This window comes from Bacillus sp. KH172YL63 (assembly GCF_011398925.1).
In the GTDB taxonomy this organism is placed as follows: Bacteria; Bacillota; Bacilli; order Bacillales; family Bacillaceae_B; genus Rossellomorea.
Genome location: NZ_AP022842.1, coordinates 456,147 through 468,770, shown reverse-complemented (window position 1 = coordinate 468,770; position 12,624 = coordinate 456,147). Strand labels below are relative to the sequence as shown.

13 protein-coding genes are annotated in these 12,624 nt (G+C 45.8%); 7 read left to right on the top strand and 6 right to left on the bottom strand.

Features of this window, described 5'->3' with window-relative positions:
- Positions 1-90 precede the first annotated feature (90 nt).
- A complete protein-coding gene (locus KH172YL63_RS02370; protein WP_173104604.1) occupies positions 91-690 on the top strand; it encodes a YczE/YyaS/YitT family protein in 600 nt (199 codons plus the stop codon).
- Between the two features lie 39 nt (positions 691-729).
- Here the strand turns inward: KH172YL63_RS02370 and KH172YL63_RS02365 are convergent, their stop codons facing one another.
- Positions 730-2,040 carry an ATP-binding protein gene (locus KH172YL63_RS02365; RefSeq protein WP_173104603.1) on the bottom strand — a complete coding sequence of 437 codons (1,311 nt, stop codon included), beginning with the start codon at positions 2,038-2,040 and terminating at the stop codon, positions 730-732.
- 290 nt (positions 2,041-2,330) lie between these two features.
- Positions 2,331-3,380, bottom strand: coding sequence for an ATP synthase beta subunit C-terminal domain-containing protein (locus KH172YL63_RS02360; RefSeq protein ID WP_173104602.1), 1,050 nt, complete (start codon positions 3,378-3,380; stop codon positions 2,331-2,333).
- Between the two features lie 215 nt (positions 3,381-3,595).
- Here KH172YL63_RS02360 and KH172YL63_RS02355 point away from each other — a divergent pair, with 215 nt between their 5' ends.
- The 3 genes from KH172YL63_RS02355 to KH172YL63_RS02345 all read left to right on the top strand — a co-directional run bounded on the left by KH172YL63_RS02355 (position 3,596) and on the right by KH172YL63_RS02345 (position 6,225).
- A complete protein-coding gene (locus KH172YL63_RS02355; RefSeq protein ID WP_173104601.1) occupies positions 3,596-4,534 on the top strand; it encodes a glycerophosphodiester phosphodiesterase family protein in 939 nt (312 codons plus the stop codon).
- 171 nt (positions 4,535-4,705) lie between these two features.
- Positions 4,706-5,032 carry a cyclic-phosphate processing receiver domain-containing protein gene (locus KH172YL63_RS02350; protein ID WP_173104600.1) on the top strand — a complete coding sequence of 109 codons (327 nt, stop codon included), beginning with the start codon at positions 4,706-4,708 and terminating at the stop codon, positions 5,030-5,032.
- Positions 5,033-5,151: 119 nt separating this feature from the next.
- Positions 5,152-6,225 (top strand): aromatic acid exporter family protein, encoded by a 1,074-nt coding sequence (locus KH172YL63_RS02345; protein WP_173104599.1) that lies wholly within the window; start codon positions 5,152-5,154, stop codon positions 6,223-6,225.
- Positions 6,226-6,652: 427 nt separating this feature from the next.
- On the opposite strand, the gene KH172YL63_RS02340 is transcribed toward KH172YL63_RS02345, so the two are convergent.
- Positions 6,653-7,816, bottom strand: a complete 1,164-nt coding sequence (locus tag KH172YL63_RS02340; protein ID WP_332066906.1) for an acyl-CoA dehydrogenase family protein — start codon at positions 7,814-7,816, stop codon at positions 6,653-6,655.
- Positions 7,817-7,992: 176 nt separating this feature from the next.
- Here KH172YL63_RS02340 and KH172YL63_RS02335 point away from each other — a divergent pair, with 176 nt between their 5' ends.
- Positions 7,993-8,478, top strand: a complete 486-nt coding sequence (locus KH172YL63_RS02335) for a hypothetical protein (protein WP_232066102.1) — start codon at positions 7,993-7,995, stop codon at positions 8,476-8,478.
- Positions 8,479-8,527: 49 nt separating this feature from the next.
- Here KH172YL63_RS02335 and KH172YL63_RS02330 read toward each other — a convergent pair whose 3' ends face one another.
- Positions 8,528-9,985, bottom strand: coding sequence for an alanine/glycine:cation symporter family protein (locus KH172YL63_RS02330; protein WP_173104598.1), 1,458 nt, complete (start codon positions 9,983-9,985; stop codon positions 8,528-8,530).
- A 173-nt stretch (positions 9,986-10,158) separates the two neighbouring features.
- Here KH172YL63_RS02330 and KH172YL63_RS02325 point away from each other — a divergent pair, with 173 nt between their 5' ends.
- Positions 10,159-10,416: an alpha/beta-type small acid-soluble spore protein gene (locus KH172YL63_RS02325; protein WP_173104597.1), complete on the top strand. Its 258-nt coding sequence runs from the start codon at positions 10,159-10,161 to the stop codon at positions 10,414-10,416.
- Between the two features lie 34 nt (positions 10,417-10,450).
- On the opposite strand, the gene KH172YL63_RS02320 is transcribed toward KH172YL63_RS02325, so the two are convergent.
- Together KH172YL63_RS02320 and KH172YL63_RS02315 are read right to left on the bottom strand one after the other, a co-directional pair.
- On the bottom strand, positions 10,451-10,966 hold the full coding sequence (locus KH172YL63_RS02320) for a DUF421 domain-containing protein (RefSeq protein ID WP_173104596.1): 516 nt from the start codon (positions 10,964-10,966) through the stop codon (positions 10,451-10,453).
- Between the two features lie 66 nt (positions 10,967-11,032).
- Complete coding sequence (locus KH172YL63_RS02315) at positions 11,033-11,677, bottom strand: uracil-DNA glycosylase (protein ID WP_173104595.1); 645 nt, start codon at positions 11,675-11,677, stop codon at positions 11,033-11,035.
- 124 nt (positions 11,678-11,801) lie between these two features.
- Here KH172YL63_RS02315 and KH172YL63_RS02310 point away from each other — a divergent pair, with 124 nt between their 5' ends.
- Positions 11,802-12,224 (top strand): pyridoxamine 5'-phosphate oxidase family protein, encoded by a 423-nt coding sequence (locus tag KH172YL63_RS02310; protein WP_173104594.1) that lies wholly within the window; start codon positions 11,802-11,804, stop codon positions 12,222-12,224.
- Positions 12,225-12,624 lie beyond the last annotated feature (400 nt).

The window sequence follows — 12,624 nt, the reverse complement described above, 5'->3', positions numbered from 1 at the left end:
ATCACCTCCGGCTTTCATTTTTTTGATTCTAACTCTTTTCCTGACCTCATATACATTAGACAAGCTTTTTGGAACGGGGGATTTGGGAAAATGAAGACAAGATTCGTCTTTTATATCATAGGATTACTTGCTTTATCATTGGGTGTTTCACTCATTATCAAAGGGGATCTCGGGGCAGCCCCATGGGACGCACTGGCAGTGGGGGAATCAAATCTCCTCCAGCTTTCGATTGGGACATGCATCTTCTTGAACGGATGCGTCCTCATCTGCGTCAACGCCGTACTTCTGAAAGAAAGGATCCAGTGGCTCGCCGCCCTCTCGATCTTTGTCATTGGGATGATGGTGGATTATTGGATTTCGATCGGCCTCGTCATGGTCGAACCGGTTGGATTGGGCCAACAATTGACCCTCGTGCTGACCGGGATATTGTTACTCGGCATCGGAATATCCGTTTACTTGCAGGCAGGACTCCCTACAAGCCCGATGGATACGTTCATGGTCGCCATCCACCATCGTTTCGGTTTGAATTTACGGAATGCACGTTTGCTGAATGAGGCAATCGCCATCACACTCGCCATGGTCTTCCATGGAGCGGTCGGCATCGGCACCGTGATCGTCGCCTGCACGCTCGGTTTCATCATTCATATCTTCTATCCTATCATGGAACGTATGTACGGGAAATGGAGTTGAACTATTTAAAATCAACAAAAAAACACTTAGTCCTTTAAGCTAAGCGTTTTGTTTATGCATGAACTTTTTATTTGATTCAGGATGTAACCTGGCTATCTTTTCACTATTCATCGGCAGGGTGATGACCGCAGTCGTTCCTTTTCCCACAACGCTTGAGTAACGGACATTGCCCCCCATTGCCTCAATGATACGGATGGAGACCGATGTACCAAGGCCCGTTCCATGATCTTTCGTTGTATAAAATAATGTCCCAAGTTTCGCAACCTGTTCCTTTGTCATCCCTTTTCCCGTATCCTTCACGGTGATCAGAGCCAAAGCGTCCTTCACTTCCAGGCTGACGTTCACACTTCCCTGCGGAGGTGTCGCTTCGATCGCGTTCTTGATGATATTGACGAAGGCCTGTTTCAGTTTGTTCCGGTCTGTCCACAACAGACCCTCTTCCTCCACATCCGCCTCCAAATGAACCCCTTCTTTCAAGGCATAGGCGTTCAGAAGGAAATTGACGTCCATTAAGACGTCCTTCACATTGACCCTTTCAACCTTTTCAAGCTCCGGCTTGGCAAAGTTCAAGTAATCATTGATGATATCTTCAGCCCTTCCAAGCTCACTCAGCACGATTTTCAAATATTCATCATGGTCGCCCTTCACCTGCTTTTTCATCAATTGAAGAAAGCCTTTCACGACCGTTAACGGATTCCGGACCTCATGGGCAATCGAAGCAGCCAGCTCCCCGAGGGTGTTGAGCTTCTCCGACTTCATGATCTCTTCTCTCAACTGCTTCTTTTCAATCATCCATTCGTTCAACTGAGCTGCAAGTCCCACTCCCAATACCTGGATGCCACCGAAAATCACGACATAGATCCCCATCTCTTGATTCCCCGACACAGGGACTCCCGTGATGAACGCATATGACAGGAGGATCGCCAACATGACAAGTGCTGGCCAGAACCCAAGCAAGACGGCGAACGTCACACGCTTTTTAGGGGAAAAAGACCAGAACTGATTGGAAATCAAAAACGGCATGAATCCGGCCAAAAACGCACTGATGAAACCGAAGACGAGGGCATCCCCCCCATTGATGATCCGGGCAGCGATAATAAACAGAAATACGATGACCCCCGCTTTCCTTCCGCCGTACAGCATCGAAAGAACCAAGGGAATATAACGAAAATCCCAGTACAAACCGAAGCTTTCATATGCAAAGATCAGGCACATAAAAGCCGCCAACCCGTGCAGCACCCCAATGAACACAGGAGATTTCCCCAGCTTATGATTCTCAAGGAGAGACGTCTGAACGAGTACAGGCGCCAATATGATCAATACATGCAATAACAACTTCTCAACCAGCATCAATAAATCTCCCACGAAAAAAATGTATTACCATACACATACGACAAAATACTCCTAAATCCTCTTTTATCTTCCAAAAAAGAGGGACGGACCTCCACTTTTCAGTAGAGGTCCGTGCCTCAAAATCAACTGTTTCCCACTCCTTACCGGCATTGAAAAGGCTTGGGAACGGGTTCGGTTCCTGGTATCGGGTCAAAACGAGGAGGTCCGTCCCTCCTCGTTTTGACCCACTTTTGATGCTTATTCTCTTCACCGGGGAGGTCCGTCCCTCAGGCTTTGTCCCTCAGGCTTTAGGTCAGTTTGCCTTTGTAGGTAAGGTCTTTGGGGTCCTGGTTGTTGTATTGGCCTTGCAGGATGTGTTGGATGTCTTGGATGGTGTGTTGGACCGGGACGGTTTGGCCTTTGACTTTGGTGAATTCTTCTGCCACATAGAAGGGCTGGCTTAAGTAGGCTTCGAGTCTCTCCCCGATGTGGAAGCGCTCGAGATCGGCTTCGGGGATCTTCTCCTTGCCGAGTGTGTTCATGAGTACACGGATTTCTTTGTAACGTCTGAGTAATGTTTTCGCCTTTTTATTCGTCGAGGTATGACTTGATTCCAGTGCATCATCCTCCAGAAGGACAGACGTCGACTGTACTGGATGGATCGCAGGATAGATTCCCCTCGTGGCCAGGTCTATATCGAAGTAGCACAGTGTATCAAGGGGTCCGAATGGATCGTCCTCATCAACCGCTTCGCCGCTCGGGTCGAATAAGAATGTTGTAATATCCGCATAACCGTCGGCTTCGAAACGTTCCCTCAGGTCATACAGTTCGCCGGACAGGACAAAGGAACGGTCGACGTATAACAGAACCTTGTCTTTATCCCCGATGAGGGACACTTCAGCAAACGCATCGTCAATGCCATGACATTTTACATCGACGAACGCTTCAAGGTCGCTCAAGCCTGGATATGATTTGTCCGGCGTCAGTAAAATCGAATGATAACCCTTTTTCTTCAACACACTTGTCAGTTCAGCCAACACAACAAACTGGCCGATCTGTGACCGGGCAACGAATCCATTCGTCCCCCCCTGTACAATCGGTGCAAATAAGTCAATCGGTTTAATCCCCGTTTCTATCATACTTACTTTCCCTCCTTGAATAATCAATTCATCCAACGTACATTCGGCCAGGTTGGCAAGCGTCACAAGCGTCTTCACTTCGGCTCGGCCGACCGAAATTTTACCTGTGCATAAATTTGATACAGTGGCAGGACGGAGTCCGACCGTTTTGGCTGCAGTCGTCAGGTTGGGCACCCGTCGGCGCAGCAGCGGAACGTTCAAGCGTAAATGATCTTTCATGGAAAATATCCCCTCCTTACTTAATAAGGTAATTCATTTTACTTTCAAAAGCAATAGTTTTTTATCTTAAAACGTAATTATTTTACTCCTTAAAGTAATAACCCGAACTTAACCAAGAACGATTCCCCTCTCCCCACAATTTCTTGTCCTAAATGACCACCCTCCTACTTATAATAGAAAATAACAAACTTTTACATTAAAAGGATGACCGTGGAATGAACCCGACATATCCAAAAATCTCGAAATCTCCTAAAAAACATCGTTTCATCTTCATCATGTTCGCTGTCATTTTTTTTCTTTCGGTGCCTGTGATCTCATATTGGATGCCTGTCCAAAAAGCCGCTCCTCCCCCGTTCTTTCAACAGAAAGACGGCCGTCCCCTCGTCATCGCCCATCAAGGAGGCAAGCACCTTGCTCCCGGCAACACAATCGAAGCATTCCGGAATGCGACAGCGCTCGGCGTCGATGTGATTGAAACGGATATACATATTACGAAGGACGGCCACTTGGTAACGATTCACGATCCGACGGTGGATGCCACCACAAACGGAACCGGCTTTGTGAAGGATTACACGCTGAAAGAGCTTCAGCACTTGGATGCAGCGTACTACTTTCAAGATCTTGAAGGGAACTTCTCTTATCGGGGCAAGCACGTCTATGTACCGACACTTGAAGAAGTGTTTCAGCGGTTTCCGGATATGAGAGTCAATATAGAGATCAAAGATGACAACCCTGAAGACAGGATGGAAGAAATCATTGAAAAGTTATGGATGCTCATCGAGGAGTATGAGATGGAAGACAAAGTTCTTATCGCTTCATTCGATCAGAAGATCATCAACCTCTTCGAATCTCACTCAAATGGCCGGGTGGCGACTCAGGGGGGGAAGCAGGAAGCGAAGAAATTCGTCCTGCTTCATAAACTATTCCTTAGAAACTTATATAAATCGAACGTTGATGCCTTTCAGCTGCCACTTCAGGAGGGAAGGTTCGATCTGACCAACCCTGTCTTGATACACGGGGCCCACCGCATCGGCCTTTATCTTCACTATTGGACGATCAATGATAAAGAAACAATGGAGAGACTCGTTGATCTCGGTGCCGATGGAATCATTACCGATCGACCGGACCTGTTAATGGAAGTCCTATCCCAATAAGCGGTATCACTACTTTTTTCCTTATCAGCTCCATCTGTTACAATGATTATCCACTATACACCACCAAAAAATTTACCAGTATATTGGTATTTTTCATACTATTTGCCTATATAAGTATTTGTCAATATCTGATAGGGTTGAATTAAGTCAAATGACGAAAGAAGAATAACTATGACAGTAAACGTATTTTTAGACGACTATCGACACTGTCCTGAAGGGTACATTCTCGCGAAAGATATCGATGAATGTATTGACCTTCTGCTTCATTTTTCGATCGATCACCTTTCATTGGATCACGACTTGGAAAGCAAGACCCGGAATGGACTAATGCTCGTACATTACATGGTGGAAAAACAGTTATTCGCTGAAAGGATCACCATTCATTCCGCTAACTCTGTCGCTGGTAAACAGATGTTCAGGTATTTGAAAGATGCTCAGAATGAAAGTAAGATGCCTCAATCCATCAAGATTTTATTAAGGCCACTGCCTCTTAGATGAGTGATCATATATAAAAGAACTGTTCACTTTCGAACAGTTCTTTTTTGTCGGTTCATTTCCATCTTTTTTTACATCCTATATAATATAGGTGATCGAATACTGTTAAAGAGGGTTTGATTATGGATTTTCTTAAAAAATTTCAGTTTGTCGGAGGAAGGATTGCGAAGACGGGACTTGCCGTATTCCTTACAGCGCTGATTTGTGAGCTGATGGACTGGCCGGCTACCTTTGCGGTCATCACCGCTATCGTGACCATCGAGCCGACTGCTGCCAATTCTATCAAAAAAGCGTTCATCCGTTTCCCGGCATCGGCGATTGGAGCACTGTTTGCCGTGATCATCACCCACGCACTCGGGGATCACGCCATCACGTATGCACTCGTTGCACTTCTTACCATCGTTACATGCCATAAGCTCCATCTCGGGGCAGGGATTCTCGTTGCCACCCTGACAGGGATCGCGATGGTCCCTACGATACACGATCACTATGTGGCCACGTTTTTCATTCGGCTAGGAACGACCACGATCGGCTTGATTGTATCCACACTGGTCAACTTGTGGATCCTGCCGCCAAAATACAGCAACACCATTTCCACCAACATTCATAATCTCTATTTCAAAACAGGGAACCTACTGGAGAAAAGAGGGTCTGAGATTCTTCAGAATCATTCTCTCCATAAAGACACCAAGCTGATTTTCAATGATATTTTGAGGGAGATCGAATCAACCGATACCCTGTGCGAATATCAGAAAGAAGAATGGAAACTTCACCGGTACAGCCGTCAGGAGATGCGCTATTTTCATTATGAATACAAGAAGCTGAACCTGTTGAGGCAAATCCTGTTTCATATCGGCAACCTGATCTACCTCCCTGTCCAATACACATTCAGTGACGATGAAAAAGAACGGATACTAGAGGCGACCCAAAGCATCAAGGCGATCATGCACCACCCGTCTTTCCATATACCTGAGCAGCATTTCACACTGATGAAAAATCTGCTGGATGAGTTCTGGGAAGATCATGAAGGCCTTCATATGAAGCCATTTCAATCCATGAAGCACCATTTCTCATGTGAAACGGTCATGCTCTACGAACTTCTGTCGATTCATGATTTGATTGAAGAGCTTAATGAAGTACACATCCTGGAGGAACAGCATCAAACGTTATTGGAGAAGACATTGCATCCTGAATGAAGATCATTCGCATAGATTGTTGCTATTATTAGACGTTAAGGTGAGCATCTTAGGAAATTTGAGGCTGTGGAATGAAAAATTGTCATAGCAATGAATCAAGGCCAATGTACATGAATTAAGTTGATCACTTCTATTCAGAAGATGAATCAGCAGATTATTGAGTGGATTTTTGGTTTTTATCTTCGATGGTTGATTGGAGCGGAAGATGCTCGACTCCTGCGGGAACTGATGGACAGGTGAGACCCCGCAGGACAAAGTCCGAGGAGGCTCACCGCCATCCCCGCGGAAAGCGAGCATCTGGAGCGGAAATCAACCGCATCTCGCTTGTCTAAAAGCCAGAATGTTTACGAAAACAGCATAAATATAAAAAATCCGGACGGCTTCGTTACGAATGGCCGTCCGGATTTTTTATAATGAATTTCATTACTCAGGACAACGCCTGTTTCGAAAGCATCCCGATGACCATATCATCCATCGGCGGGTTATGGAGCCCTGCCCGCACGTCCCGGTAATACCGTTGCATCGGGCTTGAGCGGAACAGGCTTTTCGCCCCGACAATCCTCATGGCTGTATCGACGATCTGAAACGCGCTGTTTGTGACGATATGTTTGACAGAAGCAAGCTCTGCTGCCATATGCTGCCGCTTGTCAGGTTCCTTGTCCCATTTATCAGCCACTGAATAAAGAATCTGTCTCGCTTTAAACAGCTCCAGCTCCATTTCCCCGATTTTCCTTTGAACTTCTGGCACATCCTTGATCGGTCCCGGTAAACTGTTTGGGGAATACTCTTTAGCGAACCGGATCGCTTCGTTTCTTGCTGCGATTGCTACACCTATGTAGCAGGCAGGAATGTGAAGGAGCCATGCTTTAGGGAGGTCTCCCTTCTTCCCTTGCGCGCTGTCCCGCTCTACAAGTGCGGAATCGGGGAGGCTGACATCTTTCAGGACCAGGTCATCGCTTCCTGTTCCCTTCATGGAAATCGTGTCCCACGTCTCTTCTACGCTTACTCCTTCCCTCGTATGATCAACGAGGAAGAACCCCTTTTCATCTGTATCATCCAGGGTAGCCGATACCAAGGAGTAGTCCAGCATCCTTGCCATCGAAGTGAACGACTTCCTTCCGGTCAGCGTCCATCCTCCTTCTGCTTTCACAGCTTTAGTTTCCGGCAGCCCGCCCCGTGTCGGACTTCCTGTAGCCGGTTCTGTAGCAGCCCTGTTAATGAGCGCGCTGTTTGCAGAGATCTCCTCACACAGCACCTTGAATACCCCTTCTTTCCATGACCTTGTTTCCGTCAGTTCCATCAGCACACCGAGATGCCAGCCAATCGACAATGCTGTGGCAGCATCCCCAGCCGCAAGCCTTTCCTGGATCATGACAAACTCATATAAACTGATCTCTTCGCCGCCATACTCTTTCGGGATCGATAACGCCCCGTAACCGCTTTTCTTTAAGTCATTGAAATTTTCATAAGGAAAAGCCTCTTCCCGGTCATAGGCCTCCCCGCGGCCAGCGAACACGTCTGCCAGTCCGGCAGCCAGTTCCACAAGCTTCCTTTGTCGGTCACTTTGAATAAACGGTTCATATAAATCCACTGAAACGCACCTCCGATTCCTTCCGTTTTCTTTATCATAATCAAATTCGGGTCTCAACTCAAAAATATTGTTCAGTAATCTGATCGGAATACATTTCTCTTCTTTCCGCATAAAAGCCACAGCGCTGTATCATTCTATACATAAACCACCCACATCTCTTATTAGGGGGAATCACCGTGAGCAATCATAAAAATAAACGATACTTATTGATATTGATGGCCCTCTCCTGGATATTACTCTTATTGGCAGGAAAGGAAAGCATCAAAAAATACCTGCCGGCGGCCCTGTTCATGTCAGGACTCGTATTCCTTGAAGGCGTTTTGGCTGAAAAAATCAAATGGTGGACCATCACGACGAAAATCTTTCCGAAAGGCAATGGCATCATCCCCTTTATTTTAGGGATATTCCCGAGCGGTTCAGTCTGGATCCTTAAATTATTCTATGGGAACTTTTATCTTTACCTCTTTATGAACCTCCTGATCGACTCATTCTTTACGTACCCGTTTTACGCTCTTTTCAAAAAGCTTGGCGTTTGGAAGTTGATCCACCTAAAGCAGTACCAGTTATCTCTTCTGTTTTTTCTCAAGTCCCTTTTCATGTATGCTTTCCAAAAATACATCGGGGACAGGATTTATTTTGCAGGGAAAAGTCAGACTTCATAAGTACAAAAAGAAACCTGCTGCCATTTCGGCAGCAGGTTTCCCTTATTGATTATGATGCATTCTCTTTGTCTTCCACCTTATATTCCTGTTCCCAGAACTCTGCATTTTTGATGCCGAGCTTGGTTGAATTAAAGACTGGATCCAACCCTTGCTTCTTCTGTTCTTCATAATCCTTCAAGGCTTTCAGGGCAGGTTTCGCCAGGATAAGGATGGCGATCAAGTTCAGCCATACCATGAGGCCAAGCCCGATATCACCCAATGCCCACGCCAATGCCGCTTCTCTTACAGCACCGTAGAAAGTGGCGCCAAGGAGGACGAGCTTCAAGATGATCATCGCAGCCTTAGAGTTCTTCCCTCTCAGCAGATATGCAACATTCGTCTCTGCCATGTAATAGTAAGCCATGATCGTCGTGAATGCGAAGAAGAACAGGGCGATCGCGACAAATGAAGCACCGAATCCAGGAAGCACCGTTTCGATGGCTGCCTGTGTATAACCCGGTCCAGCTTCAACCCCCTCCAGGTTATTGGCGATCATGTTCCCATCCGGCCCTTCTGTATTGAAAGAACCTGTGAACAAAATCATGAAAGCTGTTGCCGTACAAACAAGAAGTGTATCGATATAAACCGAAAACGCCTGAACGAGACCCTGTTTGGCAGGGTGGGAAACCTCTGCAGCCGCCGCTGCGTGAGGACCTGTACCTTGACCTGCTTCATTGGAGTAGATTCCACGTTTCACACCCCAGGATACGGCCATCCCAATGATTCCACCGAAAGCTGAATCAAAGCCGAATGCACTTTTGAAAATCAGAGAAAATACTGCAGGGATTTCCGTAATATTCATTCCCACAATAATAAGTGAAAGAAGGATATAGGCAATGGCCATAAATGGAACAACATAAGAAGCCACTCCGGCAATCCGTTTGACTCCACCAAAAATGATGACTCCAATTAATACGACAAGACCTAATCCCGTTACCGTCGTGCTCAGGTCAAATGCATTTTCAAGACCCAATGCAATCGAATTCGACTGGATTCCGGGCATCAAAATACTCATGGCAAGCAAGGTTGCAAAAGAGAAGAGTACAGCATACCATTTCCAGCCAATCCCTTTTTCAATATAGTAGGCTGGTCCTCCCCGGTATTCTCCATCCTGCTTCACCTTGTAAATTTGAGCAAGAGTGGATTCAATAAAGGCACTGCTCGCACCGATGAACGCAATCGTCCACATCCAGAAGACCGCACCCGGTCCCCCGAAAGCAATCGCAGTTGCCGTACCGGCGATATTCCCTGTCCCGACACGTCCCGATAATGACAGTGCCAGCGCCTGGAATGACGATACCCCGGCTTTCGAGCTTCCTCCCTTGAACATTTGAACGACCATGTCTTTAATCAATCGCACTTGTAAAAACTTCGTTAAGATAGAAAATAGTAAGCCTACACCTAAACAGAAGTAAATCATGACCGGAGACCAAAGAATCCCTACCAACTTGCCAACGAAATCTTCCATGGCATTTCCCCCTTTTCTTTACAAAATTATCTAACTATTAAGAATTATATTTTATTTGACACAATATAGACAATCTTTTTTTCTTCCTTTTTTCCTATCACCAAATGAAAATCCTTTTAGAACAAGACTTTTTACTTATAAAAAAAGTTTGGGACAACCTAAGGGAAGGGGTGATGATGATGTCCAAAAGAAAACTTCTCGTACCTGAAGCACGGAACGCCATGGATCAATTGAAAGCAAAAGTGTCAGGGACACAGGACCCGAATGAAGCGAAATATGAAATTGCAAAAGAACAGGGGATCCCTCTTCAACGGGGCTATAACGGAAAATTGACTTCCGAGCAGGCCGGGAAAGTCGGCGGGAGGATCGGGGGAAGCATGGTAAAAGAGCTTGTCCGGATGGCTCAGGAGAATTTGACAAAAAAACAATAAAAAAGAAGGCATTTCTCCACGAAATGCCTTCTTTTCATTCAGAGTATCCTCTCACATGCTTCATCACTTCACCATCAGTTTCCTTCGATTTACCGATGACCGAGAACCCTCCATCCGCTTCAAGGATGACCATCTCCACATCATTCAGGGATCCGTAACCATAGTCCCTGACAGCTTGAAAGACATCCATTTCGGCGATTCTTTCCTTTTTCATCTTCTCATCGACGAATTGGTCACGGTAATATAACAGGCTCGGTGAAGACTTCACCAGCTGATCGACTGTATGTGAACGAACGGATAACCAGGCGACCACATACTGCATGCCGATCAGTACAAGGTACGCGGTGATCCCTTCCATCAGGGGAACTTTCTTATTTAAAAGGATGATACCAAGGACCGAGCCGATCCCGACCGTCACGATCAAGTCAAAGGCATTCATCTTAGAGAGGGTTCTTTTACCTGACATCCTTAACAGGACAACGAGGGACAGGTAGGCAAGCACCCCTACAATTATGATTCGATATATTCCATACCACGTTCCAAAAAACATCTGTCATCACCTTACATTCTTTTTTCTTACGTTTCCCATTCAGCAGGGAGCTAAAACATGGCAGGTTCAACTTTTGCCGATGATGCCTTTCAGCACATCAAGATCTTTGTAGATTTCCTTTTCCAATGAGCGATTATAGAAGATGGACGCAGGGTGATAAGTAGGAAAGATGCGGTAGGTCTCCTCACTCACCGTCCACTCATCTCCCTCCGGATCCACGAGACGCCTTACGGGAGAATGGATCAGCTCACCGTGGACGTTCGATATCTTGTATCTCTTCCCCAACAATCGCTGCAATCCGATATTTCCGAGCGTCACGATCAGCTCGGGCTGGATGTGGCAGATTTCATAATCAAGAATCGGTGCATGGGCAAGCTGCTCCTTTGCATTTGGCGCCCTGTTATATTTCTTATGAATGATTTCCCCGTCACGGGTCTGCTTCGGAACGATCTTGTACGGCCTGCTCCTCACAGCGGAAGTGATATAAATCCCTTCCCTTGAAATCCCCAAATAATGAAAGAACCCGTCGAGCACCTTCCCTGCACGTCCACTGAACGGCATGCCATTATGGATTTCAGTCTCTCCCGGCGCTTCCCCGACAACCATGATGACAGGATCATGAGGGCCTCTCCCATATACAAATCCTTCACAGTGAAAAGGTTCCATTCTCTTTTTACATCGTTCAATCAATTCCTCCGGCAGCACGGTCATCCTCCTTATCTTCTTATTGATTCCGTTATTCCCGGTTCCCGCACTTTATACACATTTCCATGTTTATTTCCACATCAATAAAGGAATAGTATGGTTATCTGATGAAATAAGGAGATGGATGAACGTGTCACAAGCTGAACTGAAGCAACAAATCTTAAAGGTTCTGGATGAAAGCAAGATCGGGACCCTTGCAACGGTTAAAAACAATAAGCCACATTCACGCTATATGACCTTCTCACATGAAGACCTTACGATGTATACGCCTACTCACAAAGACACCCATAAGACAGAAGAGATCGACGCGAACCCACATGTCCACATCCTTCTCGGATATGAAGGGGAAGGCTACGGGGATACATTCGTCGAAGTCGAAGGAAAGGCATCAATCGAAGAATCTGCCCACTATAAGGAAAAACTATGGAATGAACATATGAACAAGTGGTTCGACGGTCCGAACGACCCGAACTATATCGTGTTGAAAATCGAACCGACTGCGATCCGCTTAATGAACGATGAAGAAGATTCACCACAGTCGCTTGAATTATAATCAACAATCCCTTGACATAATACAATGATGATGTTATATTTATTTATTGTAATCTTGTAACATACATTGAAACGATATAGAAGATAATTCGTAATTCTATTCTGTTTTGATTTAACAACTTATTCACACTGGATCGGCTTCGGAGCCGTTAGGATGTAAGAGAGGTAGGGCTTACGTCGTTTAGGTATATCAAACGACTCAAGGAATTGCCCGCGGCTGTTTATTATCTGCAAACAACGTTCAAGATATAAATATATTACTTGTGATGTTGCAAGTTACAGAGTTGTCTTTATCCGATGAAGGCAACACGTGAGGGATCACTGACAGGATGTTCAGCCCTTGACAAAAAAAACCCCTCAAAAGCTTTTGCTTTTGAGGGGTTTTTTTATGTTTCGGCGTG

Bases quoted from the DNA above. Each gene is read 5' to 3' on its own strand.
- KH172YL63_RS02330 (WP_173104598.1), bottom strand. From the start codon at position 9,985: ATGGAAGATTTCGTTGGCAAGTTGGTAGGGATTCTTTGGTCTCCGGTC.
- KH172YL63_RS02370 (WP_173104604.1), top strand. From the start codon at position 91: ATGAAGACAAGATTCGTCTTTTATATCATAGGATTACTTGCTTTATCA.
- KH172YL63_RS02365 (WP_173104603.1), bottom strand. From the start codon at position 2,040: ATGCTGGTTGAGAAGTTGTTATTGCATGTATTGATCATATTGGCGCCT.
- KH172YL63_RS02315 (WP_173104595.1), bottom strand. From the start codon at position 11,677: ATGACCGTGCTGCCGGAGGAATTGATTGAACGATGTAAAAAGAGAATG.
- KH172YL63_RS02350 (WP_173104600.1), top strand. From the start codon at position 4,706: ATGACAGTAAACGTATTTTTAGACGACTATCGACACTGTCCTGAAGGG.
- KH172YL63_RS02360 (WP_173104602.1), bottom strand. From the start codon at position 3,380: ATGAAAGATCATTTACGCTTGAACGTTCCGCTGCTGCGCCGACGGGTG.
- KH172YL63_RS02355 (WP_173104601.1), top strand. From the start codon at position 3,596: ATGAACCCGACATATCCAAAAATCTCGAAATCTCCTAAAAAACATCGT.
- KH172YL63_RS02325 (WP_173104597.1), top strand. From the start codon at position 10,159: ATGATGATGTCCAAAAGAAAACTTCTCGTACCTGAAGCACGGAACGCC.
- KH172YL63_RS02320 (WP_173104596.1), bottom strand. From the start codon at position 10,966: ATGTTTTTTGGAACGTGGTATGGAATATATCGAATCATAATTGTAGGG.
- KH172YL63_RS02345 (WP_173104599.1), top strand. From the start codon at position 5,152: ATGGATTTTCTTAAAAAATTTCAGTTTGTCGGAGGAAGGATTGCGAAG.